The sequence below is a fragment of the Microbacterium sp. genome, from assembly GCF_041909575.1.
Classification (GTDB): Bacteria; Actinomycetota; Actinomycetes; order Actinomycetales; family Microbacteriaceae; genus Microbacterium.
Genome location: NZ_JAYRDE010000017.1, coordinates 13,866 through 37,763, shown reverse-complemented (window position 1 = coordinate 37,763; position 23,898 = coordinate 13,866). Strand labels below are relative to the sequence as shown.

The window sequence follows — 23,898 nt, the reverse complement described above, 5'->3', positions numbered from 1 at the left end:
GGTCGAGCACCTTGGGGGGCGGAGCGATGCCGGCGCTGTTCACGACGACGCGCAGCGGGCCCGCCGCGGCGGCGACTTCGACGGCCGCGGCGACCTGGGCGGCGTCGGTCACGTCGGCCGCGGCGAACTCTCCGCCGAGCTCGGCTGCGACCTCCGCGCCGGAGGAGCCGGGGAGATCGACGATCGTGACCGTGGAGCCCGCGGCGGCGAGGCGCCGGGCGGTGGCGAGGCCCAGCCCACTGGCGCCGCCCGTGACGAGGGCGGAGGAACCGCTGAGGTCCATGCGTTCTCCTTCGAACTGCCGAGACATTGCATCCCACTGTACGCGGGACTGAGTCTCACGATCGAACCGGATGCCACGCCCAGCGTAGTCGGCGGGGCATCATGGTGACATGGTGACGGTGCACGATCCGGACGAGGGCTGATGGATGTCGATCCCCCTCGATCCGGTCGACGTGCCGGCGCGCGTGCGCGAGCTCGCCCGCGGTGCCGCCCTCTCGCCGGTCTGGCGCAACGAGTACGGCGGGCTGACCTTCCGCACGGACGATGAGCGCTACATCAAGCACGGTCCCCGCAACGCCGAGTCCTCGCTCGCCGGCGAGGCCGAGCGACTCACCTGGGCGAGCGCCTTCACGCGGGTGCCGCACGTGCTGGAAGAAGGCTCGGACGCCACGCACGAGTGGCTCGTGACCCAGGCTCTGCCGGGCCGGAGCGCCGTCGCGCCGCGCTGGATCGCCGAGCCCGCCGCGGCGGTCCGCGCAGTGGGTGAGGGGCTCCGTGCGCTGCACGAGGCCCTGCCGGTCGAGCACTGCCCCTTCGACTGGAGCGTGCCCGCGCGCATCGCGAACGCCGAGGCACGCGGCATCCGCGTCCCCGATGCACTGCGCGACGCGCCGCCGATCGACCGGCTCGTCGTGTGCCATGCCGACGCGTGCTGCCCGAACACCCTCATCGGGGAGGACGGCCGCTGGCTGGCGCACGTCGACCTCGGCCAGCTCGGCGCGGGCGACCGGTGGGCCGACATCGCCGTGGCGTCCATGAGCACCGAGTGGAACTATGGACCCGGATGGGACGACGCCCTCATCGAGGCGTACGGCGTCGACCCCGATCGCCCGCGCCTCTCGTACTACCGGGAGCTCTGGAACGCGACATGACCGACCGCACCGACATCACGGGCACCGTCACCGACATCGACGGCCATCCGAATCTCGTCCTCACCCGCACGTTCGCGGCACCCGCCGCCGAGGTGTGGCGCGAGCTCACCGAGTCGTCGCGCCTCGAGCGCTGGATCGGCCGCTGGGAGGGCGACCCCGCCACCGGGCGCATCGCGTTCTTCATGACGTCCGAGGGCGAGGATGTCGCGCCCGAGGAGTACACGATCCTCGAGTGCGACCCGCCCCGGCGCTTCGCGGGCGACACCTCGGCCGCGAGCGGGTCATGGCACCTGTGGTTCGAGCTGATCGAGAAGGGGGAGGCCACGCTGCTCGTCTTCGGGCAGCGCCTCAACCCGGGCGAGGACGTCGGCTCCATCGGGCCGGGGTGGGAGTACTACCTCGACCGGCTGGTCGCGGTGCACAAGGGACGGGATGCCGCGACCGTGGCCTGGTCCGCGTACTTCCCCGCCCTCCAGCCGGCCTACCAGCGCCTCGTCGCCGGGGGCTGACCCGCCGCGGCCGCCGGGCCGCGTCACACCCCGGGGCCGAGGATGAAGTTCCACGTGCCGGCCGCGACGGCGGCGGCCGTCGCGACGAGCGCGATGGCCAGGCCGACGGCCATCAGGGACCACTCCGCGGCGCCGAACCGTGACACCCGCGCCCAGGTGCGGCGGCCCGGGGCGCCGAACGCCCGGGCCTCCATCGCGGTGGCGAGCTTCGTCCCGCGGCGCAGCGACAGGACGAGCAGCGCGAAGGCCATGCCGAGGAACCGGCGCAGGCGTCCGCGATCGGCCACGCCGCGCGCGCGCCGGGCCAGTTCCAGCGAGCGCCAGTCGTCCAGGAAGAGCCCGACGGTCCGCAGTCCCGCGAGCGCGCCGAGGACGAACCGCGCGGGCAGCTTCAGCACCTGGCCCAGGCCGTCGGCGAGGTCGGTCGGGTCGACGCTGGCGAAGAGGACGACCGACGGCAGCGCGATCGCCAGCACGCGGATCGTCGTGGCCAGCGCGAGCACGAGAGACCCTTCGCTCACGGTGACGAAGAGCCAGTCGACGTACACCGCGCCGCTCGTGCGGCCGTAGAGGGCGATCGTCACCCCGGTGAGCGGCGCGAGCGCCCAGACCAGCCAGGTCCGCGCCCAGAACTCGCGCCAGCCGAGGCCCGCGAGCGGCATGAGCAGCAGTTCGAGGAGGAGGGCGACGGATGCCGACACCACGTCGAGCGTCAGCACGAGCGGCACCGTGATGGCCCCGGCCGCACCGAGCTTGGCCACGGGGTTCACCCGCGACATCCGGCTCGAGCGCGCATGGGCGTCGAGGAGGGTCACGGAGCACCTCCCGCAGGGAGTTCGAATCGCTCGGCGTGCAAGGCCGCCACGACGTCCAGGTCGTGGGTGACCGCGACGATCGCCGATCCCTCGTCGCGCAGCCGGGCCAGGAGGGCGACGAGCTCCGCCCACGTGCGGGCGTCCTGCCCGAAGGTGGGCTCGTCGAGCACGAGCACGCGGGGAGCGGTCGCGAGCGCGGCAGCGACCGTCAGCCGGCGCTTCTCGCCGCCCGACAGCGTGTACGGATTGGCGCGCGCGAGGGACGCCAGCCGCAGCCGCTCCAGCAGCTCGCCGACCCGCGCGGCCGTCTCGGAGGCGGGCAGGCCGAGCGCCCGCGGGCCGACCTCGAGCTCCTCCTGCACCGTCTTCGCGAGCAGCTGGTGCTCCGGGTCCTGGAACACCGTGCCGATCCGCGTGAGCAGCTGCCGCGACGTCCACCGGATCGGCGCGTCGCCCGCCGCCGCCGCGAGCTCGCCGTGGGCGACGAGGGAGCCGGATGCCGGAGCCAGCAGCCCCGAGAGCGTCAGGCCGAGGGTCGACTTGCCCGCCCCGTTCGGGCCCGTCACGGCAAGGGCCGCTCCCGAGCGGACAGCGAGGTCGATACCCGACGCGACCGGATGCCCCGCCACGCGCTGCACGGCGAGCCCCGACGCCGACAGCAGGGCGGGGCCGGGCGGGCCAGCGGGAGCGGCCGGATGCGCCGGCGGAATGCCCGGCACCCACACCCCGCGCGCGGCGAGCGACGGACCCTGGTCGCCGAGCACCGTCCGCGGCGCACCGTCGGCGATCACGCCGCCCTCGCCGAGCACGATGACGCGGTCGACGACGGGAAGCCACACGTCGACCCGATGCTCGACGACGACGAGCGTCGCGCGATAGGCGTCGACAAGGCGCGTCACGGCATCGCGCACCTCCGCCACCCCGTGCGGATCGAGATTCGCCGTGGGCTCGTCGAGCAGCAGGAGTCCGGGCCGCATGGCCAGCAGCCCGGCCAGAGCGAGACGCTGCTTCTGGCCGCCCGAGAGGGCCTTGGTCGGGCGATCGAGGGGCACGTCGAGGCCGACGTCGTCCAGGGCCGCGCGCACCCGCGGCCAGATCTCGTCGCGCGGGACCCCGAGGTTCTCGCAGCCGAACGCGACGTCGTCGCCGACGCGCGACAGGATCACCTGCGCATCGGGATCCTGCAGCACCAGACCCGCCCGTCCCCGAGCCCTCCCGGCGGGGACGCCGTCGATGAGCAGCTCGCCGGCCTGCTCGCCCTCCTCTTCGCCGCCGAGCACCCCGGCCAGGCCGTGGAGGAGCGTCGACTTCCCCGCGCCCGATGCCCCGAGCAGCAGCACCCGTTCACCGGGCTCGATGCGGAACGAGGCATCCGTCACCGCCCACGCATGACGCGACGCGTGACGCCAGCCCCACCCGCGCGCCTCGACGGCGGCGGGCCGGGGCAGGTCGCCGGTCACGCGGCTAGACGCGGGCGCGGGCCTCGCGGCCCGAGGCGAAGCGGTCGAGCGCGCCCGTCGCGGCGAGGCCCCGCGCGAGCAGCCAGGAGAGCAGGCCTGCGACGACGGCGCCCGAGATCGAGGTGCTCACGAGATACACCACGACGAACGACAGGTCGGCGCCGGCGTACCAGAGCAGCAGGTTGTTCACGCCGCCGGCGAGCGCCGCGCCGATGCCGGCCAGGACGGCGACCGGGAGCGACCAGCGACGGTAGAAGAAGAGCAGGAACACGAGCTCGGCGCCGAGTCCCTGGATGAGGCCCGCCTCGAGGGTGAGGAAGGCGCCCCACGTGTTGCCCACCAGCGTGAGCGCCGAGACGCCGGCGGCGACCACCTCGGTGAAGACGGCGGCGCCGGGCTTGCGGATGATCAGCGCACCCAGGACGCCGGCGAAGAGCCACGGACCGTCGAGCAGGCCCTGGAGGCCGGGCAGGAGCGGCTCGAGGAGCGCGCTCGGGCCGCGGTAGGCGACGTTCCACAGCAGGAAGACGAGGCCGGATGCGACGCCGATGACAGCGGCGACGACGATGTCGACGACGCGCCACCGGAACGGGTGCGGGGCCCGCGAGGCGGGAGCCTCGGTGGACGGGGGGGCGGACGCGGATGCGTGCATGTGAACTCCTCCCTGCGCCGGCATGATCCGGATCAGGTTCGACGGTCGAAGCGTGGGTCGCTTCCTCTCAGCCCGGCTCACCGGACTCCCGTGGTTGTGCGGACGAGTATACGCGCTGGGCCGCGGTATCTTGAGCGGGTGACACTGGATGACGCCCCCGTCGCGACCCGCCGTGCGCGGCGTGCCGCGACCGGCGAGTTCCCTGTCTCACCGGCCGGCGCCGAGCCCGACGGCGTGATGACGCTGGACGCCGCGGCAGTGCCGTCAGCCGCCCAGAGCGGCTCCGTCGCCGCCCCCGCGACATCCGCACCCGGCGCCCGGCGCATGGCGCTGACGTGGGTCGACGAGGACGCCGTGGCCCGGCCCGCCCTTCCGGCCGACCTCGCCGGCGCCTCGGCGTCGTACATCCCGGTCGAGGCCGACCTCCTCAGCGACCCTCCACGGCGGTCGCTGCTGCGCGCCGGCGTCATCGTTCCGACGCTCGCGATCGCGGGCGTGCTGGGCGCGTACGCGGCGACGACGCTCGCCTGGCCCCTGCACGCGGTCGCTCCGACGGTGACCGCGGTCGCCGTCCAGCCCGTGCCCGCGCCGGCCACGACCCCGGCCTGGCCGGCGGCGGGCAGCGCGGCGGTGACCGTCGGCGGAGTCCCCGGGGCCGCGGCATCCGGCTCCGATCCCGCGTCGATCGCCAGCATCACGAAGCTCGTCACCGCGCTGGTCGTGCTCGACGAGATGCCGCTCGCGGTCGGGGAGCAGGGTCCGGAGTTCCGCTTCGGCTGGGCCGACTCCGCCGAGTACTGGGACTACCTGGCGGCGGGCGAATCGGCGCTCGACGTCCCCGTGGACGGCGCGCTGACGCAGTACCAGCTGCTCGAGGGCATGCTCGTCGGGTCGGCGAACAACTACGCCGACCGCCTGGCCGGCAACCTGTTCCCGTCGGACGCGGTCTTCGCCAGCGCCGCGATGACGTGGCTGGAGACCCACGGCGTCCCCGGCGTCACCGTCGTGGAGCCCACCGGGATGGACCCGGCCAACGCTGCCACTCCCGAGGCGCTGCTCACCCTCGCTAAGAAGGCGATGGCGAATCCCGTCATCGCCGAGATCGTCGCGAAGCAGTCCGTCGAGCTCCCCGGCGCCGGCCTGGTCCAGAACACCAACGCACTGCTCGCCGACCCCGGGGTCGTCGGCATCAAGACGGGCACGCTCGCCACGTCGAACCTGCTGTCGGCGAAGGACGTCACGATCGGCGACACGACGGTGCGGCTGTTCGCCTCGGTGCTCGGCCAGCCCGACGACGCGACGCGGCTGGAGGCGTCGCGTGCGCTCTACGCGCAGCTCGAGCAGGAGCTGCAGCTCAAGCCCTCGGTGACGGCCGGGACGCTCGCCGGTTCGGTCGAGACGGCGTGGGGCGAGAACGTCGCCGTCGTGGCGGGCGACGACGCGTCGGTCGTGCTGTGGAACGGCGGCGCCGGCGACGTGTCGACGTCGTACGCACTGGGCGATCGCCGGGACGAGGGAGACACCGTCGGCTCGCTCACGGTGACCGGGCCGCTCGACATCGCGACGGTCGACCTGCGCCTCGCCGAGGACATCGAGGGCCCGAGCGCATGGTGGCGCCTCACGCACCCGCTCGAGCTGTTCGGCCTCACGGACTGAGCGGTCCTTCCGGGAGCGGTGACCCCTACGCGAAGCGCACGGCGTGCTGCAGACGCGTGCGCACGTCGAAGACCTCGTTGCCGCCCATCGACCGCGCTCCGGTGATGCCGCGTCGCAGGACCGTGGCGAGCGCGCCGCGTCCGACGACGGCGACGGGGATGCCGCGCACCTTGCCGATCTCGTCGATCACCTGCATCACATCGTCGTCGGGCAGCACCACGATCGCGCCGCTGAAGCGGACGCCGGCCGCCCGCGCGATCCCGCGCATGCGCGCCACGAGGGTGGCGATGGGAGCGCCGGCGACGCCGTCGCCGAGGAGCTCGCCGCGGCGCAGCCGCACCGGACCGCCGAAGTCCTCCGAGAGGATGCCGTACAGCCCGCTCGGTCCCAGCACGATGTGGTCGATCTTGGCGTCGGGGTCCGCGTCCCGGCCCGACGCGTCGACGTCGTGCCAGACCGTGTAGCCCATGCCGAGGTCCGCCACGATGCGGGCAGTGGCCTCCTCGGCGAGCGCGTCGGCCAGGAGTCGCCGCAGGTGCTGCGGAGCCGAGCGCACGAGAGCCGGATCGTAGGGATCCTCGAGGGTGACCCCGCGCCCCGCCCATTCGCGGATGAGCGTGAGGTAGCGTTCGCGACGCCACCCGCCGGGATGCCCGTGCGAGCGGGCACGGGGGCGCGTGTCGGTGCGGGCGGCCGGCGCACGCCACCCCGACCACTCCGGCGGGGCCGCCTCGGCGAAGCCGTGGCCGCGGTCGTAGGCCGCCCGCGCCTCGGCGGTGCCGACGAGCTCCCACGCGCGCTGCACCTGGATGAACACGGCCGCGTCGCCGCCGGTGTCGGGATGCGTCTGCCGCAGGCGCAGACGGTAGGCACGGCGCAGCGCCTCCTCGTCGACCTGCGGATCGACCCCCAGCACCTCGTACGCCGACGCGGACAGCGGACTGTCGAACAAGACGTCAGCCCCAGAGCGGAATGTCGGGCCGGAAGGCGAGGGCCTCGTCGGCGATGTCGGCGGGGAGTTCGGCCAGGGTCGGGGGCTGCCACTTCGGCGACCGGTCCTTGTCGATCACCTGCGCGCGGATGCCCTCGGGCAGGTCCGGCTGGGTCGTCGCGAACCACATCACCAGGCCGTACTCCTGCTCGAGCGCATCGCGCAGGCCAGGAAGCTCGCGGGACCGCCGCACCGATGCGAGCGTCACGGCGAGGCCGGTGGGCGACAGCTCCTCGAGCAGGTCGGCGGTGGCGGATGCCTTCGCCTCGGGGCGTGCGCGCAGGCGCTCGACGATCTCCGGCACGGTGTCCGCCGCGAACGCGTCGTCGATCCACGAGCGCGCGCGTTCCAGCTTCGACGACGGCGGGGTCTCGTCGAAGAGCAGCACCAGCTCGGTGGGGCTCGACGGATCCGCCCGCGTCTCGAGCGCGTCCCGCAGGGCGTCGAGGCGGTCCGACGGCACGAAGTGGTCGGCGAACCCGGCGTAGATGGCGTCGCTCGCGTCCATGACGGCGCCCGTGAGACCGAGATACTCGCCGAGGCGGCCCGGCGCGCGCCCGAGCAGCCACGTTCCACCCACGTCCGGGGTGAAGCCGATGCGCGTCTCGGGCATCGCCAGCTGCGAGCGCTCGGTCACGATGCGCACCGCCGCATGGCCGGCGACACCGATGCCGCCGCCCATCGTGACCCCGTCGGCGAAGGCGACGAAGGTCTTGGGGTACTCGGCGATTCGCGCGTTGAGGGCGTACTCGTCCCGGAAGAACACGGCCGACTCCTGGGCTTGTCCACCGGTCACGCGCTCGGCGAGGCCGCGCACGTCCCCTCCGGCGCACAGGCCGCGTTCGCCTGCGCCGTCGAGCAGCACCACGTCGACCTCGGTGTCGCGCTCCCACGCGTCCAGCGCCGCATGCAGCAGGTGGATCATGTCCAGATCGAGCGCGTTGATCGCGCGCGGGCGGTTGAGCGTGAGCCGCCCGAGCCCGCCTCCGGTACGGGCGAGGACGGTGGGCGCGGAGTCGTCGGTCACGTCCGCAACGTTACCCGCGCCGCCCGGTGCGGGTGCCTCGTGAGCCGGGTCCAGGCGGCGCGCCTGGGGACTCTTCCACACGTCCGGGCCGACTTTCCGCAAAGATGTGGGAAGTAGCTCGCGACGATGAGAGGGTTCGGCATGCCCCAAGGACAGGTGCTGGAGTTCTCAGGCGCGACGAAACGCTTCGGCGGGGTGACCGCGGTCTCGGACTTCACCGCCCGCGTCGAACCGGGGATGGTCACCGGATTCCTCGGGCCCAACGGCGCCGGCAAGACCACGTCGCTGCGCATGCTCCTCGGACTGGTGAAGCCCACGTCGGGCACCGCGACGATCGACGGAGTCCACTACGCGAAGCTGAAGAATCCGCTGCAGACCGTCGGCGCCGTGCTCGAGGCATCCAGCTTCCATCCCGGGCGGACGGGTGCGGCACACCTCACCGTGTACGCGCACGCGGCGCGCATCCCGAAGGCGCGCGTCGAAGAGGTGCTGGGCCTCGTGGGATTGTCGGATGCCGCGGGCCGCAAGGTGGGCGGCTATTCGCTCGGCATGCGACAGCGGCTCGGCCTCGCATACGCCCTGCTCGGCGACCCGGGGGTGCTCGTGCTCGACGAGCCGACCAACGGGCTCGACCCCGAGGGCATCATCTGGATCCGTGGCTTCCTGCGGCAGCTCGCCCGCGAAGGCCGCACCGTGTTCGTGTCGTCCCACCTGCTCACCGAGGTGCAGCAGACCGTCGACGCGCTCCTGATCATTTCGCGCGGGCGCCTGGTGTTCCAGGGCGCCCTCGAAGAGCTCTCCGACCCCGCCGAGCAGGCGACGGTCGTGGACTCGGCGGACCGTGCGGCTCTCGCCGCGGCGCTCACCGCCGCCGGCATCCCGTTCGAGGTGCTCCGCTCGGGGCTCACGGTGCGGGGTATCGAGCCCGTCTCGGTCGGACTCGCCGCTGCCGCCGCGGGTGTGCCGCTGTCGTCGCTGCACAAGCGCGGTCCCGCGCTCGAGGAGGTCTTCCTCGACCTCGTCAACGGCGTGCGCGTGCACGCGAGCGCCGCCGGCGCGGGGCGCGACGACGTGATCCCCGCCATCGAGTCCGGGCAGATCGTGGTCGCCGAGACCGAGGAACAGGCGCCGGATGCCGCCTCCGAGGAGTCCGCGGACGCCACCGCTGAAGCCCCCGAGGCCGCGGGAGAGGTCGTCGAGGACGACATCGCACCGGAGGTCGACCTCGCCCCCGAGCCCGAGGTCGAGCCCGAGGTCGAGGTCGAGCCCGAAGTCGAAGCCGAGCCCGAAGCCGAGCCCGAGCCCGAGCCCGTAGCCGAGCCCGAGCCCGAGGTCGAAGCCGAAGCCGAAGCCGAGCCCGAGGTCGAGGTCGAAGCTGAACCCGAGGCCGAGATCGAGCCCGACATCGAAGCGCCGCACGAGCCCGAGACCCGTACGGCGTCCTTCGCCGTCGCGAGCACCGGAGTCATCGACGTCATCCCCCTCGGCGACGACGAGCGAGCGGCCGACGCTCCCGAGCAGCCCACGCCGCAGGACGCGGACGAGGGAACGCCGGACGAGCGGACGCCAGACGAGCGGACGCCAGACGAGCCCGCCGACGAGGACCGCCCCTGGGAGGACTACGTCAAGACGGACTCCGACGTCGAGGCGGACCGCTTCTTCGCGGCCTTCGACGCAAGCGCCGGCGCCGCCGGCCCGGCTGACGGCGCCGAGCACGCCGGGGACGAGGCATCCGATCTCCCGGCCGGCGAGGGCGACGCACCGGAGCCACCCGGCGAGCATGAGCAGGAACGCGAGCACGAGCCCGCGCACCACGAGCATGCGCACGACGACCACGAGGGCGGTGAGCACCGATGAGCCTGACTGCGGCGACCCGCTCCGAGACGACCAAGCAGTTCTCCACCGCGATGTGGTGGATCCTCGCCCTGGTCCTCGCCGTCTACGTCGGCTTCACCGCCGCCGTGCTGGGCTATGTGTTCGCCGCAGCGGCGACGGGCTCACTCGGCGGCGAAGCCCCGCCGCTTCCCGAAGATGGCCTCGCCGGCACGCTCTACAGCACGGCGACCGCGGTCGGCTACGTCTTCCCGCTCCTGATCGGCACGCTCATGGTCACGGCGGAGTTCCGCCACAAGACCCTGACCCCGACCTTCCTCGCCACGCCCCGGCGCGGCCGGGTGCTGTGGGCGAAGCTCCTCGTCGGCGTGCTGCTCGGCGTGCTCTACGGGGTTGTCGGCATCGCGGCATCCGTCGGCGCCTCCGCGGGATTCCTCCTGGCCAACGACCTCGACGCCGAGCTGACGTCGCCCGAGATCTGGGCTCAGTTCGGGCGGATGCTGCTCGCCTACGTGCTGTGGGTGCTCATCGGCATCGGGGTCGGCGCCCTCGTGCGCAACCAGGTCGGCGCGATCGTCGGTGTGCTCGTGTTCACGCAGTTCCTCGAGCCGGTGGGCCGTGCCGCAGCCGCGTTCGTGGACGGACTCGCCGAGTACACGCGGTACCTTCCGGGCGCCGCGAGCGACGCGCTCGCCGGCGCGAGCGTGTTCTCGATGGGGGTGCCGGCGGACTCGTCGTCGACGCTCGAGTGGTGGGCCGGAGGCGCAGTGCTGCTCGGCTACGCCGTCGTGCTCGTCGTGCTCGGCCACCTGCTCAGCTGGCGCCGCGACGTGAGCTGACGCTAGACCGCGGGCGCCGCCGCGGGCGCCTTGCGCGTGCGGGGCTTGCGCACGGGCACCGCGCCTGTCTCGGCGGCGATCTCGACGACGTCGGCCGGCTCCTCGGCCACCTCGACGCGCAGCGCCTGAACGAGCGCGAGGCCGTGCCGCGTGGTCAGGATCAGCCGCTGGTACTCGGGATCGCCCTCGAGGTCGATGACCACCCCCGGCCGGTGCCTGCGGATGACGACGAAGTCGTCGCCGCCTGCGGACTTCCACGTGCCCATCGCGACCACGCCGCGCAGGTGCGTGCCGGGGCTCGGGACCCCGCGCAGCCAGGTCCACGTGTCGTCGGTGAGCTGGACCTTCGTGATCGCAGATCGCTCGACCGCAACATTCCCCTTGCGGAATGCCATGACGCGCTCGGCCCCCGACAGCACGACTTCGAGCCGCGTCGAGTCGAGCAGCAGGGTCACCATGGCTCTAGTCTGCCAGCGCCCGCCCTCGCGCGCCGGGACATTTGCTCACAGGAGGGCAACGATCGGTCGGCCCCCTCCGGCGCGCGCGGTGCGAGACTTGATCGGTGACCTCCGTGGCATCCACCGTCGCCTCCTCGCCGGAGACCGTCCTCGCCCTCGATCGCGCGGCGGCCGGCGAGCGTCTCGACGCGGCAGCGGCCGCCGCGCTGCTCGCCGCGACGGGCGAGGAATTCGAGCGCCTGCTGGAACTGGCCGGGGCGTCGCGAGATGCCGGGCTCGAGGCATCCGGTCGTCCCGGCGTGATCACCTACTCGCGCAAGGTCTTCGTCCCGCTGACGACGCTCTGCCGCGACCGCTGCCACTACTGCGTGTTCGTCGACACCCCCGGTCAGCTGCTGAAGAAGCACAAGCCGGCGTACATGTCGCCCGAGCAGGTGCTCGCCGTCGTGCGGCAAGGGCGGGCGATGGGCTGCAACGAGGTGCTGCTGACCCTCGGCGACCGTCCAGAGGACCGGTGGCCCGAGGCTCGTTCCTGGCTCGACGAGCACGGCTTCGCCTCGACCCTCGACTACGTCGGGCACATCGCGCGCCTGGTCACCGCCGAGACCGGCATGCTCGCGCACCTGAATCCCGGCGTGATGACGGCGGAAGAGCTGCGGATGCTGCGCCCCACGGCCCCCTCGATGGGCATGATGCTCGAGACGACCTCGCGCCGCCTGTTCGAGGAGCCGGGGCAGGTGCACTTCGGATCGCCCGACAAGGACCCGGCCCTGCGCCTCGCCGTGATCGAGGATGCCGGGCGGGAGCGGATCCCGTTCACGACGGGCATCCTCGTGGGGATCGGCGAGACGCTGCGCGACAGGGCGGAGTCGCTCGTGGCGATCCGCGACGCGCACGAGCGGCACCTGGTCGACGGGCCCTCCGGCCCGCAGGGGCACGTGCAGGAGGTGATCGTCCAGAACTTCCGCGCGAAGCCCCGCACCGCGATGCAGGGGGCGCCCGACGCCGAGCTGCGGGAGTACGTCGCCGCGGTCGCCGTGGCGCGGCTCGTGATGGGCCCGCGCATGCGCATCCAGGTGCCGCCGAACCTGTCCGACCCAGCGGAGTTCGACCTGCTCGTCCGCGCCGGCGCCGACGACTGGGGCGGGGTCTCGCCGCTCACGGCTGACCACGTCAACCCCGAGCGGCCGTGGCCGCACCTCGACGACCTCGCCGCCCGCACGGCCGAGCTCGGGTACGAGCTGCGGGAGCGTCTGACAGCGCATCCCGAGTTCGTCCGCGACCCCGAGACGTGGCTGGATCCCGCCATGCGCGGCCCGGTCGCCGCGCTCGCCGACCCCGCGACCGGCCTTGCCCGGGTCCTGGCGAGCGGCGAGGCGGTGAAATCGGGGGGAGAAACGGCCGGATCGGCCGTTCGGAGTAGCCCGCGACGCCCGAATCTCCCCGGCGATTCACCGTCGGGTGTCGAAAACGCAGGAGAACCGCCGCACACGGCGGCCCCGGCGGGCTCGAACCCCCCGGATCTCCTCGGTTTCCGACGGCCGAGCGCGGTCACGGGCGTCCGGAAGCTGGCCGAGACGGCCGCGTCCGACCCACTGGCGCTCGCCGAGGCCGAGTGGGTGACGCTGCTCGAGGCGACCGGCGCCGACCTCGACGCGCTCACCGCGACCGCCGACGACGTGCGACGCTACACCGTCGGCGAGGCCGTCAGCCTCGTCGTCAACCGCAATCTCACCTCGAGCGGGCTGCGCCGCGAGGCGACCGCCGACCCCACGGCCTTCTCGCTCGACGACGTCGCGGCGATCACCGCCGACGCGGTCGCCCTCGGAGCCACCGAGCTCTGCGTGCAGGGGCTGCTGCCGGCCTCCGAGGATCCGGCCGGCTACCTCGCCCTCGCGCGGGCCGTGAAGGCGACCGCCCCCGGGATCCACCTCCACGCCTACCGCCCCCAGGACGTGCGCGACCTCGCCGACCGCGGCGGCCTCGGACTGGACGGCGCCCTCACCGCGATGCGGGATGCCGGCGTCGACACCGTGCCCGGCACCGGCGTGAAGATCCTCAGCGAGCGGGTGCGGGCGCTCGTCGCCCCCGGCGACCTCGAGATCGACCTGTGGGTGCAGGCCATCACGGCCGCGCATCGCGCCGGGTTCCGCTCGACGTCCGTGCTCTTCTACGGCCACGTCGAGACGGCGGCCGAGCGCGTCGCCCACCTCCAGGAGCTGCGACGGATCCAGGCCGAGACCGGCGGCTTCACCGAGTTCGTGCCGATCCCGCTCCCCGGCCCGTCCGGCGGTGTGCCGCTCGTCACCGGCCGCTCACCGCTCGACGAGCACCGCGCGATGGTCGCGGTCTCGCGGCTCGCCCTGTCGGGCAGCATCCCGCACCTCCAGGTGCCGTGGACGCGCGTCGGGCGCGAGGCATCCGCGGTCCTGCTGCAATCCGGCGCGGACGACCTCGGCGGCACCCTGCTCGACGGGCGCGTCAAGCCCGAGGCGGGCATCGAGCACGGCCTCGAACTGCCGGTGGCGGATGCCGCGGCCATCGCCGCGCGGCTGTTCCGGCCGTTCCGGCTGCGCACCACCGACTACCGGACGCTCCGGACCACTCCGCCGGGAGCGACGCCGTGACGCGCGTCGAGGTCGCGATCATCGGAGCCGGGTTCGCCGGCATCGGCGCGGCGCTCGCGCTGCAGCGCGCGGGGCGCCGCGAGTTCGTCATCCTCGAGCGGGCGGGCGCGGTCGGCGGCACGTGGCGCGACAACACCTACCCGGGCGTCGCGTGCGACGTGCCCGCGCACCTGTACGGCTTCGCCACCCACCCGAACCCGGACTGGTCCGGCACGTTCGCGGCGGGCGCCGAGATCCACGCCTACCTCGAGGGCGTCGTCGACGCCGAGGGACTGCGCGACCGGCTGCGGCTGCGCACGCCGATGCGGGGAGCCGAATGGGATGCCGAGCACGGCGTGTGGCGCATCGGCACCGGGTCCCCGCACGGCGACGGGCCGGGCGAGACCATCGTCGCCGACGTGCTCGTGCTCGCGTGCGGACGGCTCACCGAGCCGACCATCCCGCGGATCGCCGGGCTCGAGCACTTCCCCGGCCCGCTCTTCCACTCCGCGCGGTGGGACCACTCGGCCGAGCTTGCCGGCGCCCGCGTCGGCGTCGCCGGGACCGGCGCCAGCGCCGTGCAGATCGTGCCCCGGCTCGCGCGCACGGCCGCGCACGTCACGCTCTTCCAGCGCACCGCGCCGTGGATCGTGCCCCGCGGCGGCGACGCCTACTCCGACGACGACCGCGCCCGCTTCGTCGCCGACCCCGCGACGCTGGAGGCTCTGCGAGCCGACCTCTACGCCGAGGGCGAGGCCCGCTTCGCCTCGCGGTCCGGCGACTCGGCCGCGGCGGCCGAGGCCGAGGCGGTCGCGCGCGCGCATCTGGAGCGCCAGGTCGCCGATCCCGCGCTCCGCGCCGCGCTCACCCCCGACTACGCCTTCGGGTGCAAGCGGGTGCTGCTCTCGGACGACTTCTACCCCGCCGTCGCGTCGGCGGCCGTGTCGCTCGTGCCGACGGCTCTCACCGCCGTCGAGGGCTCCACCCTCGTCGCCGCCGACGGCTCCCGCCACGAGGTCGACGCCCTCGTGCTCGCCACCGGCTTCGCCTCGACCCGCCAGCCGTATGCCGAGCTGGTGCGCGGCGACGGCGGCCAGACGCTCGCCGCGCACTGGTCGGCAGGGATGACGGCCTTCGCCTCGACGGTCGTGTCGGGCTTCCCGAACCTGTTCGTGCTCAACGGCCCGAACGCGTCGCTCGGCCACTCCTCGTCGGTGCTCATGATCGAGGAGCAGGCCGGCTACATCGCCCGCGTGCTCGACGCCCGTGCGGGGCGGGTGCTCCGCGTCGACCCCGACGCGGAGCGCGCCTACACCGACGAGATCGCACGGGCTGCAGCATCCACCCGCTGGATGACCGGCGGATGCCGCAACTGGTACGTCGACGAGCGCTCGGGACGGCTGACGCTGCTGTGGCCCGGCACGGTCGACGCGTTCCGCGCGCGGCTCGCACGGGCCGACGGATCCGAATTCCTCCCGGCCGCCGGCCCCGCCGCGCAGTCTCCCGCCCGGCCCGATGCCCGGCCCGACGCCGGCCCCGACCGCGAACCCGCTCTCGAAGGGAGCTCCGCATGACCGTTCCGCTGCGTTTCGGCTACAAGGCCTCGGCCGAGCAGTTCGGCCCTACCGAGCTGCTCGATTTCTCGGTGCTCGCCGAGGAGGTCGGCTTCGACTCGGTGTTCGTGTCGGACCACCTGCAGCCGTGGCTGCACGAGGGCGGCCATGCTCCGGCGTCCGTTCCCTGGCTCGGCGCGCTCGGCGCGAAGACCTCGCGGGTGCTCATCGGCACGTCGGTGCTGACCCCGACCTTCCGGTACAACCCGACGGTCGTGGCGCAGGACTTCGCGACCCTCGGCGTGATGTACCCGGGGCGCGTGATCCTCGGGGTGGGCACGGGCGAGGCGCTCAACGAGGCCAACCTCGGCATCGCGTGGCCCGACCCGCCCGAGCGGTTCCAGCGGCTCAAGGAGGCGATCGGCCTCATCCGCCGGCTGTGGTCCGAGGACCGCGTGACCTTCGACGGCACGTATTACCACGCCCGCAACATCACGATCTACGACAAGCTGCCCGAACCGGTGCCGATCTACATCGGCGCCGCCGGGCCCGCCGCCACCCGCCTCGCGGGCCGGATCGCCGACGGCTTCATCACGACGAGCGGCAAGAAGCGCGAGCTGTACACCGACACTCTGCTGCCGGCGCTGCACGAGGGCCTCGAGAAGGCCGGACGCGCCCCCGACGCGATCGACACGCTCATGGAGATCAAGGTCTCGCTCGACACGACGATCGAGGCCGCGAAGGAGAAGACCCGGTTCTGGGCTCCCCTCGCGCTGACCCCCGACGAGAAGATGGGCGTGGACGACCCGATCGAGATGCAGCGCCTCGGCGAGCAGCTGCCGATCGAGCGAGCCGCCTCGCGCTTCATCGTGTCGGACGACCCCGACGAGCACGTCGAGCGCATCTCCTGGTACATCGATCTCGGCTTCCGCCACCTGGTCTTCCACGACCCCGGCCACGACCAGGAGTCCTTCCTGCGCCGCTACGGCGTCGAGATCCTGCCGCGGCTGCGGGCGAAGTACGGCGTGTGAGCCCGCTCTTCCGCCGGAGGCCGCGCACCAACTCCTCAGATCCGGCGGGTTCGGCACAGGAATCCGCCGGATCGGCGGCGCCCCGCGCCGGATCTGAGGAGTTGGTGTCCCCGCGCTGGATCGTCGTCATCCCGGTCAAGCGCGCGACGCTGGGCAAATCCCGTCTCGACGTCCCGGGGATCGACCGCGCCGAGCTCGCCCGCGCGATCGCCCTCGACACCATCGAGGCCGCCGCGCGGTGCGAGCTCGTGCTGCAGGTCGTCGTCGTCTCGGACGATCCGGCCCTCGCGCGGGAGTCGGCCACGATCCCGGCGCTGCGCTTCGTGCCCGAGGGTGAGCCGCGCGGCCTCGACGCCGCCGTGGCTGCCGGCATGACGGCGATCGATCCGGCGGGACGGATGCCGCGCGCGGCCCTGCTCGGAGACCTCCCCGCCCTCCGGCCCGACGAGCTCGCGGCGGCACTGCGGGCCGCGGCATTCGTTCCCCAGGGCGTGGTCGCCGACGCCGAGGGCACCGGGTCGACCCTGGTGACGGCGTCGGCCGGCGTCGCCTGGGTGTCCGCGTTCGGCGAGGGGTCGTTCGAGCGGCACATCGCGCTCGGCTGCGCCGCACTCCCGATCCCGGATGCCTCGTCCCTTCGCCGCGACGTCGACACGGCCGCGCAGCTCGAGGCCGCACGGGCCTTCGGCCTGGGCTCCCGCACTGCGGCGGTGCTCGGCCGCTGAGCCGTGCTCCTTCTCGCCGACGAGATCAGGCGATTCGACCGGGGCAGGCGGAACGGGCGGAAATACGCCTGATCTCGTCGATCCGCCTGATCTCGTCCTCCACGCGCGGCGCGCCGCCACGCTTCAGCCGAGCAGCAGGTACACGGCTCCGACGATCGTGAAGGCGATCACGAGCCGCTCGAACACGTGCTGCGGCATGCGGTCGGCCAGCCGCCGCCCGGCGAAGGCCGCCACCACGACCAGGGGCACCAGGACGAGGTCGATGAGCAGCCCGGGCACCGTGATGATTCCGAGGCCGATCGAGAACGGCACCTTGAAGAGGTTGACGATCGCGAAGAACCAGGCGGCGGTGCCGAGGAACGCCTTCACCTCGAAGCGGGCGGCGAGGAAGTACATCGACATCACCGGCCCCGCGGCGTTCGCGACCATCGTGGTGAACCCGCCGAGCGTGCCGTACGTCGCGGCAGCGACCCGATGCGGACCCGGCGCGGTGACGCCGGAGGCGAAGCGGCGCCGCAGCAGCGTGATCGCGATCACCGCGAGCAGGATGACCCCGATCGTGCGCTTGACCCACAGGTCGTCGGCGAACCACAGGAAGACGACTCCCACGAGCACGCCGGCGACCACGGCGGGCGCCAGCCGCGCCAGCGTCCTCCAGTCGGTGTGGCGCCGGTACATCGCCACCGCGAACAGGTCGGCCACGATGAGCAGCAGCAGGAGCGTCCCGGTGGACTGCTTCGCGGGCAGAACGGCGGCGAAGATCGCGACGGCGACGGTCCCGGCGCCGGGCACCGCGGTCTTCGACAGCCCGACGATCAGGGCGGCGACACCGAGCAGCGCCCACGCGTACCAGGACAGCTCGGGCACGTCAGAGACCCGCGGCGCCCAGCGCGGCCTCCGCGATCGCGGCCGAGCGCGCGGCATCGGTCATCCACAGCGGGGCGACGAGCGAGCGGATGCCGCGTCCCGCGACCTCGTCCGCGAGAGCGGCGTCCTCCTCGGCCAGCAGCCATGCGTCGAGCACCCCGCCGGACGCGCGTGCGCCGTAGTGCGCCGCCACGGCTGATGCCGAGGTCTCCACGCCGATCGCGGTGAGGCACACGTCGGCCATGCCGCGAACGACCTTCCCGCCGATGATGGGAGAGACGCCGACCACCTGTGCCGTCGTCGTGCGCACGAGGTCGCGCAGTCCCGGAACGGCGAGGATCGGGCCGATCGAGACGACGGGGTTCGACGGTGCGAGCAGCACGACGTCGGCGGCGGCGATCGCGTCGGCAACGCCGGGCGCGGGATCGGCGGTCTCGATCCCCGGGTTCTCGAATCGGGCGGGCGCGAGGGTCGCGCGATGGCGGGTCCACCACTCCTGGAAGTGCAGCCGCGCGCCGTCCTCGAGCACGACGACCGTGTCGACCTCGGCGTCGGTCATCGGGAGCAGGCGGGCGCCGAGGGGCCAGCGGTGCGACATCCGCTCGATCACCTGCGCGGGCGTGAGTCCCTCGCGCAGCCAGCCGGTGCGCGCCAGGTGGGTGCCGAGGTCGAGGTCGCCGAGGGTGAACCACGGCCAGCCCGCACCCCACTCCTGCAGCTCGTGGTTGACGCGCTCGGAGTCGCCGGCGCGACCCCAGCCGCGCTCGGCGTCGTTCACGCCGGCCAGCGCGTAGGTGATCGAGTCGACGTCGGGCTGCAGCCGCACCCCCGACAGCCACACGTCGTCGCCGGTGTTGACCACGACGGTGAGTGCGGCGGCGGTGTCGGCGACGCCGCGGCGGCGCAGCGCCTCGCGCACTCCGAGGACGAACTTCGAGCCGCCCACGCCGCCCGCGAGCACGACGACGCGGGGCGCTGCACTCACGCGTGCACCCGCCTCAGTCCTGGCGCGGCAGCGGGAGAGCCCCCGTGCGCGGCGCGAACTCGTCGGCGGCGTGCGGCAGAGAGAACCGCGCGACGGCGTCGATCAGGGCATCGACGGTCTGGGTGTCGGCCACGACGTCGACCGAGAGCCCGGCGCGGCGGGCGTCCTTCGCGGTGCGCGGTCCGATCGCGGCGATGAGCGTCGTCGACGGGATGTCGCGGAACTGCAGGTGCACCTGCTCGGCGACGGAGCCGCTCGTGACGAGGATCGCGTTGATGCGTCCCGAGCGGACGTCCTCGGCGATTCGATCGGTCACCGGCACGCCGACTGTCCGGTAGGCGATCACGCTGCGCACGCGGTGCCCCGCGTCGGACAGCATGCTCGTGAGCACCGGCTTGGCGATCTCGCTGCGGAGGGCGAGGATGTCGCGGGCCTGCGGCTCCAGGGCGATGAGCTGCTCCGCCATCCCGGCCGCGGAGTTGTCGAGATCCGGCACGAGGTCGACCCGGTATCCGACGGCCTGCAGTGCGGCCGCCGTCGTCTCGCCGACGGCGGCGATCCTCGTCGAGGTCGGGACGACGGCCCGGTACGCGTAGAGCACATCGACCGTCGTCGCACTCGTGACGGTCAGCCAGTCGAACACTCCGGCCGCGAGATCGGCGAGGGCCTGATCGAGCGTCGCCTGGTCGTTCGTCGGCGCGAAGTTGATGAGCGGGGCGATGACGGGGGTGGCGCCCTGGCGACGCAGCGTCGCGGCGACGCCGTCTCCCCAGGGGCCGCCGCGGGGCACGAGGACGCGCCATCCCGCGAGGGGCTTGGCGGGTACGTGCTGGGAGGCTGTGTTCATGGGGTCGACTCTCGTGGTGCTCAGTCGGCCGCCCCAGACGTCGAGCAGCCGATGCGCGAAACGAATCGGGATCGCGCGCCGGCAGCATCCGCACCATTGCACTGCCTCACCCTGAGCATACCCCCACGTCCGGATGGTGTGTCCGGCGGAATCCGCCGAAGGCTACCGGCTGTACGAGCGCACGAACGCCCAGACGGCCGCCCCCACCGCGGCTGCCGCCGCGAGGACGGCTGCCGCCGCCAGGGTGGGGCTGCGCTGGGAGAACGCCTGCGCCTTCTCGATGGAGTCGTCGATCGTCACCGACAGGCGGCGCGGGATGTTGGCCTTCACCTCGATCGCCGCGAGGGCCGCCTTCAGCTCGGCGCGGGCCTTCTCGACGGGGTCGTCGATGCCGAGCGGCACGGCGGTGCGGGGAACGGGCACGGGCGCGTCAGAGCTCATCGCGCACCTCCTTCACATCCTGGGCGATCGACTGCACGGGGTTCTTGCTGTCGCCGATCTTGCGGAAGCGCAGGATGCCGAGCAGTGCCAGGATCGCCGTGACGACGAGCATCGCGAAGAACACGACGAGCGCCGACAGCCACACCGGCCACCATGACGACAGCCCCGCGATGATGAACGTGCCGAGCACCGGCACCGACCAGAAGAGCACGAACAGCGCCGCGAACATCCACAGCGCGCCCCAGCCGCCGTCCTTCGCGGTGCGGGCCGCCCACTTCTTGGCCGACTCGATCTCGGCGGTGACGAGGTTGCGAACGAGCTCGGGAACCTCGCCGAGCAGCGTCAGGAGGCTGTCGTCGGCGCGGTCGCGGAAGCCACGCGGAGTGGTCACGTCACGCCCCGCCCCGCCCGGCGCCGGGGGTGTCGGACGCGTCGGCGGCGTCGTCGTCGATCAGGTCGTCGACGGCGTCCTTCGCGGCCTTGGCCGAGGTCTTCGCGGCGCGGCCGACATCATCGGCCTGGTCCTTGCTCACCTGCAGCGCGGCGTCGAGGCGCTCGCCCGGGGTCCCCCGGGTGGTGGCGGCCTTGGTGACCTTGACGGCGGAATCCCACAGCGTGCTGGGGAGCGCCATCGCGCTGGACTTGGCGAAGTCCTTCACCTTGCCGACCTGTTCCTGCACGGGGTCGAGGTTCCAGACCTTGAGCCACTGGGTCTTGATCTGCTCGTAGCGCTCGCGGCCCGCTCGCGTGCCGAGCACGTAGCCGACGGCCAGTCCGATGACGAGTCCTGCTTTGCCCCTCATGGGGTCTCCTCACGCTCGGTGGTGCGCTGATGACCCTCCCCAGGGTAGCCCTGTATTCCGATTCCGGCATCCGCTCTTGACAACGGCGGTCATGGCACCTTCAATCGCGGGGCGACCCACCCCAGAGCGCCGCCCCGCGCACGCGGTCGGCCTCGTCGCGCGCCGCGGCGACGACCCGGGAGAGCCCGCTGCCGGAGAGCCATCCCCCCGCCGCCGCGAGACCGGGCACGGCCGCCACCGACGCGCGCACGGCGGCCGCGTGGTCGTCGTGTCCGAGCGCCGAGGCGGGAAGCGCGAGGGCGTACCTCGCACGATGCCACCCCCGGACATCGCCGTCGTCGAGCGCGACGCCCAAGAGAGCGGATGCCTCCTCCCGCGCGATCGTGACGAGCTCGGCGTCGCCCAGCGCCTGCTCGCCCGCGTCGCCGGCCGGCCGGTCGAAGGCGACGTGCAGCACGTGCCGTCCTGGCCCGGCGGCCTGCGCGAGCCACTCCCACCGAGCCGTCGCGTGGACGAGCCCGGAGGCCCGGCCGGATCCCGGCACCGCGTAGACCTGCGCACCGCGCGGCGCCCCGTCGAGCGCCGGCGCGTCGACCACGAGCGTCACGATCTCGCGCGAGGACGAGGCATCCGTCATCTGCGTCACCGCGTCGCCGGCGTGCGGGACGAGCAGACGCGCCGCGTCGGAGGGACCGGCCGCGACGATGACCAGGTCGGCGGCGGCGAGCTCCTCGGAGCCGTCCAGGGCCCGCCACCCCTCGGGCGTCCGCTCGATCGCGTCGACCCGGACGCCGGTGACGAGGTCGGCGCCGAGATCGCCCAGCCGCGCGACCAGTGCGTCGACGAGCGCGGCCAGGCCGCCCTCGAGGGACTCCACGGCGGGACCGGCGCGGTCCACGAGCAGGTCGGCGACAGCGCCGCCGAGCGAACCGGTGCGCGTGAGCGCCGAGCTGAGACCCGGTGCCGCGGCTGAGACGTCGACGCGATCGGGCGCGACGGCGAACCGGCCGACGCTGAGCGGCGCGACCATCCGGTCGAGCACCGCGTCTCCCATCCGCGTGCGGACGAGCCGGGCGAGGTTGAGCTCCTTGCCGATCGTGAGAGGCGGGCGGAGGCGGTCGAGGTACGCGCGCCAGGCGCCGCGCCAGCCGATGAAGCGGCGCGCCGCTTCATCCCACGGATTCGCGGGGATGCCGAGGACCGACTGCGGCGGCACGGGAGCCGCTCCGCCCTTCGGCAGCCCCGCGATCCACGTGCGGTCGTCGCGCGGAGTCACCACGCGCTCGCCGAGGCCGAGCTCGTCGACGAGATCACGGGCCGGTCCGCCCGCTGTCCAGCAGCTGGCGCCCGCGTCGAGGTGCAGCCCGGCGACCTCGGCCGACGCGATCGTCCCCCCGAGCGCATCGGACGCCTCGAGCAGGGTGACCGGCATCCCGACCTTGGCGCACTCCCACGCCGCGACGAGCCCGGCGATGCCGCCGCCGACGACGATCACCCGCGTCTCACGGGCGTGCGTCACGAGGTCGTCGAAGGGTGCGGGGGTGTCCGGCATCCTCCCATCCTCCCATCCGCGCGAGGCCGCACAGGGGTCGCACGGGCCGCCGCGCGAGTGCGAGACTGGCGGCATGACGCTCCACATCACGGGCGACGAGACCGCCGACCGTCTGCTCACCGACGACCCGCTCGCCCTGCTCATCGGCATGCTGCTCGACCAGCAGGTCGCGATGGAGACGGCCTTCGCCGGGCCCCTCAAGATCTCGGAGCGCGCCGGGACGCTGGATGCCGCGGCCATCGCGAGCTTCGACCCCGAGGCGTTCACCGAGCTGTTCAAGGCGACGCCCGCCGTGCACCGGTTCCCCGGGTCCATGGCCGGACGCGTCCAGTCGCTGTGCGCGGCTGTCGAGCAGGACTGGGGCGGAAACGCCTCGGCCATCTGGACGCAGGGCGATCCCGACGGCCGGGAGGTGCTCGCCCGGCTGAGGAGGCTTCCCGGGTTCGGCGAGCAGAAGGCGAAGATCTTCCTGGCGCTCCTGGGCAAGCAGTACGGGTACGAAGGAGCCGGCTGGCGCGAGGCATCCGCCCCCTACGGCGAGGACGGGAGCTTCCGCAGCGTCGCCGACATCGTGTCGGCGGACTCGCTGACGAAGGTGCGCGAGCACAAGCGCGCGATGAAGGCTGCGGCGAAGTCGGGCGGAGGAGGCGTCTGATGGAGAAGACGGGCGGCAGCGTCGCCGCGTTCATCGCAGGGGTCACTCCCGAGAAGCGACGCAGGGACGCCGAGACGATGGTCGCGATGATGCGCGAGATCACCGGGCGCGAGCCCGAGCTGTGGGGCACGATCGTCGGCTTCGGCTCGTGCCACTACCGCTACCCGACCGGCACCGAGGGCGACGTGCCCATCGCGGCGTTCGCCCCGCGCAAGCAGGCGACGACGGTGTACCTGCTCGATGCCGGCGCGCACGACTTCGCCGACCTCGGCCCCCACACGACTGGCGCCGGATGCCTCTACCTCAAGGACCTCGAGGCCGTGGACACCGACATCCTGCGCGACGCGATCGCGACGGACTACCGCCGCGTGCTCGACGGCGACACCGGCTACGCGGCCTACACGGTCACCGACTGACGCCGTCGGCGCCGAGCTCCGCC

General features: G+C 73.4%; 25 protein-coding genes and 1 riboswitch. Of the genes, 11 read left to right on the top strand and 14 right to left on the bottom strand.

Annotation, left to right across the window (positions count from 1 at the left end):
• Positions 1 to 283 (bottom strand): SDR family NAD(P)-dependent oxidoreductase (locus tag ACE3O1_RS04480; protein WP_374312853.1); only part of this gene is annotated, 283 nt, incomplete at its 3' end.
• 145 nt (positions 284 to 428) lie between these two features.
• Here ACE3O1_RS04480 and ACE3O1_RS04475 point away from each other — a divergent pair.
• Positions 429 to 1,154: a phosphotransferase gene (locus tag ACE3O1_RS04475; protein ID WP_374312851.1), complete on the top strand. Its 726-nt coding sequence runs from the start codon at positions 429 to 431 to the stop codon at positions 1,152 to 1,154.
• Entirely contained in the window at positions 1,151 to 1,663 is a 513-nt protein-coding gene (locus ACE3O1_RS04470; protein ID WP_374312849.1) for an SRPBCC family protein, read from the top strand. The genes ACE3O1_RS04475 and ACE3O1_RS04470 overlap by 4 nt, the downstream gene beginning before the upstream one ends.
• A gap of 23 nt (positions 1,664 to 1,686) precedes the next feature.
• Here the strand turns inward: ACE3O1_RS04470 and ACE3O1_RS04465 are convergent, their stop codons facing one another.
• The 3 genes from ACE3O1_RS04465 to ACE3O1_RS04455 form a co-directional block, all read right to left on the bottom strand.
• Complete coding sequence (locus ACE3O1_RS04465; RefSeq protein WP_374312847.1) at positions 1,687 to 2,478, bottom strand: energy-coupling factor transporter transmembrane protein EcfT; 792 nt, start codon at positions 2,476 to 2,478, stop codon at positions 1,687 to 1,689.
• Positions 2,475 to 3,938 (bottom strand): ABC transporter ATP-binding protein, encoded by a 1,464-nt coding sequence (locus ACE3O1_RS04460; RefSeq protein ID WP_374312845.1) that lies wholly within the window; start codon positions 3,936 to 3,938, stop codon positions 2,475 to 2,477. The genes ACE3O1_RS04465 and ACE3O1_RS04460 overlap by 4 nt, the downstream gene beginning before the upstream one ends.
• A 4-nt stretch (positions 3,939 to 3,942) precedes the next feature.
• Positions 3,943 to 4,590, bottom strand: a complete 648-nt coding sequence (locus tag ACE3O1_RS04455; RefSeq protein ID WP_374312843.1) for an ECF transporter S component — start codon at positions 4,588 to 4,590, stop codon at positions 3,943 to 3,945.
• Positions 4,581 to 4,692, bottom strand: a riboswitch (TPP riboswitch). (Overlaps the previous gene by 10 nt.)
• A gap of 36 nt (positions 4,693 to 4,728) precedes the next feature.
• Here ACE3O1_RS04455 and ACE3O1_RS04450 point away from each other — a divergent pair.
• The gene (locus tag ACE3O1_RS04450) at positions 4,729 to 6,246 is read left to right on the top strand and encodes a D-alanyl-D-alanine carboxypeptidase (protein ID WP_374312841.1); all 1,518 of its coding nucleotides are present in this window, start codon (positions 4,729 to 4,731) and stop codon (positions 6,244 to 6,246) included.
• 25 nt (positions 6,247 to 6,271) lie between these two features.
• Here ACE3O1_RS04450 and ACE3O1_RS04445 read toward each other — a convergent pair whose 3' ends face one another.
• Both ACE3O1_RS04445 and ACE3O1_RS04440 read right to left on the bottom strand, forming a co-directional pair.
• On the bottom strand, positions 6,272 to 7,198 hold the full coding sequence (locus ACE3O1_RS04445) for a DnaJ domain-containing protein (RefSeq protein ID WP_374312839.1): 927 nt from the start codon (positions 7,196 to 7,198) through the stop codon (positions 6,272 to 6,274).
• Positions 7,199 to 7,202: 4 nt separating this feature from the next.
• Complete coding sequence (locus ACE3O1_RS04440; RefSeq protein WP_374312837.1) at positions 7,203 to 8,264, bottom strand: enoyl-CoA hydratase/isomerase family protein; 1,062 nt, start codon at positions 8,262 to 8,264, stop codon at positions 7,203 to 7,205.
• Positions 8,265 to 8,405: 141 nt separating this feature from the next.
• Between ACE3O1_RS04440 and ACE3O1_RS04435 the strand changes: the two genes are divergently transcribed.
• Positions 8,406 to 10,121, top strand: a complete 1,716-nt coding sequence (locus ACE3O1_RS04435; RefSeq protein WP_374312835.1) for an ABC transporter ATP-binding protein — start codon at positions 8,406 to 8,408, stop codon at positions 10,119 to 10,121.
• Entirely contained in the window at positions 10,118 to 10,936 is an 819-nt protein-coding gene (locus ACE3O1_RS04430; RefSeq protein WP_374312833.1) for an ABC transporter permease, read from the top strand. Before ACE3O1_RS04435 ends, ACE3O1_RS04430 begins: the two co-directional genes overlap by 4 nt.
• 2 nt (positions 10,937 to 10,938) lie before the next feature.
• Here the strand turns inward: ACE3O1_RS04430 and ACE3O1_RS04425 are convergent, their stop codons facing one another.
• Positions 10,939 to 11,394, bottom strand: coding sequence for a hypothetical protein (locus ACE3O1_RS04425; RefSeq protein WP_374312831.1), 456 nt, complete (start codon positions 11,392 to 11,394; stop codon positions 10,939 to 10,941).
• A 104-nt stretch (positions 11,395 to 11,498) separates the two neighbouring features.
• Here ACE3O1_RS04425 and cofG point away from each other — a divergent pair, with 104 nt between their 5' ends.
• The 4 genes from cofG (at position 11,499) to cofC (ending at position 17,309) form a co-directional block, all read left to right on the top strand.
• The gene (gene cofG, locus ACE3O1_RS04420) at positions 11,499 to 14,021 is read left to right on the top strand and encodes a 7,8-didemethyl-8-hydroxy-5-deazariboflavin synthase CofG (RefSeq protein WP_374312829.1); all 2,523 of its coding nucleotides are present in this window, start codon (positions 11,499 to 11,501) and stop codon (positions 14,019 to 14,021) included.
• Complete coding sequence (locus ACE3O1_RS04415; protein ID WP_374312827.1) at positions 14,018 to 15,574, top strand: flavin-containing monooxygenase; 1,557 nt, start codon at positions 14,018 to 14,020, stop codon at positions 15,572 to 15,574. The genes cofG and ACE3O1_RS04415 overlap by 4 nt, the downstream gene beginning before the upstream one ends.
• Positions 15,571 to 16,584, top strand: a complete 1,014-nt coding sequence (gene fgd, locus ACE3O1_RS04410) for a glucose-6-phosphate dehydrogenase (coenzyme-F420) (protein WP_374312825.1) — start codon at positions 15,571 to 15,573, stop codon at positions 16,582 to 16,584. The genes ACE3O1_RS04415 and fgd overlap by 4 nt, the downstream gene beginning before the upstream one ends.
• A gap of 104 nt (positions 16,585 to 16,688) precedes the next feature.
• Positions 16,689 to 17,309 carry a 2-phospho-L-lactate guanylyltransferase gene (cofC, locus tag ACE3O1_RS04405; protein ID WP_374312822.1) on the top strand — a complete coding sequence of 207 codons (621 nt, stop codon included), beginning with the start codon at positions 16,689 to 16,691 and terminating at the stop codon, positions 17,307 to 17,309.
• A 123-nt stretch (positions 17,310 to 17,432) separates the two neighbouring features.
• On the opposite strand, the gene ACE3O1_RS04400 is transcribed toward cofC, so the two are convergent.
• From ACE3O1_RS04400 to hemG, 7 genes are all read right to left on the bottom strand, one after another.
• Entirely contained in the window at positions 17,433 to 18,176 is a 744-nt protein-coding gene (locus tag ACE3O1_RS04400) for a sulfite exporter TauE/SafE family protein (RefSeq protein ID WP_374312820.1), read from the bottom strand.
• Between the two features lies 1 nt (position 18,177).
• Positions 18,178 to 19,161, bottom strand: coding sequence for a 2-phospho-L-lactate transferase (gene cofD / locus ACE3O1_RS04395; RefSeq protein WP_374312818.1), 984 nt, complete (start codon positions 19,159 to 19,161; stop codon positions 18,178 to 18,180).
• Positions 19,162 to 19,174: 13 nt separating this feature from the next.
• On the bottom strand, positions 19,175 to 20,008 hold the full coding sequence (locus ACE3O1_RS04390; protein ID WP_374312816.1) for a uroporphyrinogen-III synthase: 834 nt from the start codon (positions 20,006 to 20,008) through the stop codon (positions 19,175 to 19,177).
• A gap of 162 nt (positions 20,009 to 20,170) precedes the next feature.
• Positions 20,171 to 20,449 (bottom strand): hypothetical protein, encoded by a 279-nt coding sequence (locus ACE3O1_RS04385; RefSeq protein WP_374312814.1) that lies wholly within the window; start codon positions 20,447 to 20,449, stop codon positions 20,171 to 20,173.
• Positions 20,439 to 20,840 (bottom strand): phage holin family protein, encoded by a 402-nt coding sequence (locus tag ACE3O1_RS04380; protein ID WP_374312812.1) that lies wholly within the window; start codon positions 20,838 to 20,840, stop codon positions 20,439 to 20,441. Before ACE3O1_RS04380 ends, ACE3O1_RS04385 begins: the two co-directional genes overlap by 11 nt.
• A gap of 1 nt (position 20,841) precedes the next feature.
• Positions 20,842 to 21,252, bottom strand: a complete 411-nt coding sequence (locus tag ACE3O1_RS04375) for a hypothetical protein (protein ID WP_374312810.1) — start codon at positions 21,250 to 21,252, stop codon at positions 20,842 to 20,844.
• Positions 21,253 to 21,352: 100 nt separating this feature from the next.
• Complete coding sequence (hemG, locus tag ACE3O1_RS04370) at positions 21,353 to 22,804, bottom strand: protoporphyrinogen oxidase (RefSeq protein WP_374312808.1); 1,452 nt, start codon at positions 22,802 to 22,804, stop codon at positions 21,353 to 21,355.
• Between the two features lie 73 nt (positions 22,805 to 22,877).
• Here hemG and ACE3O1_RS04365 point away from each other — a divergent pair, with 73 nt between their 5' ends.
• Positions 22,878 to 23,459 (top strand): HhH-GPD-type base excision DNA repair protein, encoded by a 582-nt coding sequence (locus tag ACE3O1_RS04365; RefSeq protein ID WP_374312806.1) that lies wholly within the window; start codon positions 22,878 to 22,880, stop codon positions 23,457 to 23,459.
• A complete protein-coding gene (locus tag ACE3O1_RS04360) occupies positions 23,459 to 23,875 on the top strand; it encodes a DUF1801 domain-containing protein (RefSeq protein ID WP_374312804.1) in 417 nt (138 codons plus the stop codon). Before ACE3O1_RS04365 ends, ACE3O1_RS04360 begins: the two co-directional genes overlap by 1 nt.
• Positions 23,876 to 23,898 lie beyond the last annotated feature (23 nt).

Coding starts and splice junctions, on each gene's coding strand:
- ACE3O1_RS04475 (WP_374312851.1), top strand. CDS start 429: ATGTCGATCCCCCTCGATCCGGTCGACGTGCCGGCGCGCGTGCGCGAG.
- ACE3O1_RS04470 (WP_374312849.1), top strand. CDS start 1,151: ATGACCGACCGCACCGACATCACGGGCACCGTCACCGACATCGACGGC.
- ACE3O1_RS04455 (WP_374312843.1), bottom strand. CDS start 4,590: ATGCACGCATCCGCGTCCGCCCCCCCGTCCACCGAGGCTCCCGCCTCG.
- ACE3O1_RS04435 (WP_374312835.1), top strand. CDS start 8,406: ATGCCCCAAGGACAGGTGCTGGAGTTCTCAGGCGCGACGAAACGCTTC.
- ACE3O1_RS04430 (WP_374312833.1), top strand. CDS start 10,118: ATGAGCCTGACTGCGGCGACCCGCTCCGAGACGACCAAGCAGTTCTCC.
- ACE3O1_RS04425 (WP_374312831.1), bottom strand. CDS start 11,394: ATGGTGACCCTGCTGCTCGACTCGACGCGGCTCGAAGTCGTGCTGTCG.
- fgd (WP_374312825.1), top strand. CDS start 15,571: ATGACCGTTCCGCTGCGTTTCGGCTACAAGGCCTCGGCCGAGCAGTTC.
- ACE3O1_RS04390 (WP_374312816.1), bottom strand. CDS start 20,008: ATGAACACAGCCTCCCAGCACGTACCCGCCAAGCCCCTCGCGGGATGG.
- ACE3O1_RS04385 (WP_374312814.1), bottom strand. CDS start 20,449: ATGAGCTCTGACGCGCCCGTGCCCGTTCCCCGCACCGCCGTGCCGCTC.
- ACE3O1_RS04375 (WP_374312810.1), bottom strand. CDS start 21,252: ATGAGGGGCAAAGCAGGACTCGTCATCGGACTGGCCGTCGGCTACGTG.
- hemG (WP_374312808.1), bottom strand. CDS start 22,804: ATGCCGGACACCCCCGCACCCTTCGACGACCTCGTGACGCACGCCCGT.
- ACE3O1_RS04365 (WP_374312806.1), top strand. CDS start 22,878: ATGACGCTCCACATCACGGGCGACGAGACCGCCGACCGTCTGCTCACC.
- ACE3O1_RS04360 (WP_374312804.1), top strand. CDS start 23,459: ATGGAGAAGACGGGCGGCAGCGTCGCCGCGTTCATCGCAGGGGTCACT.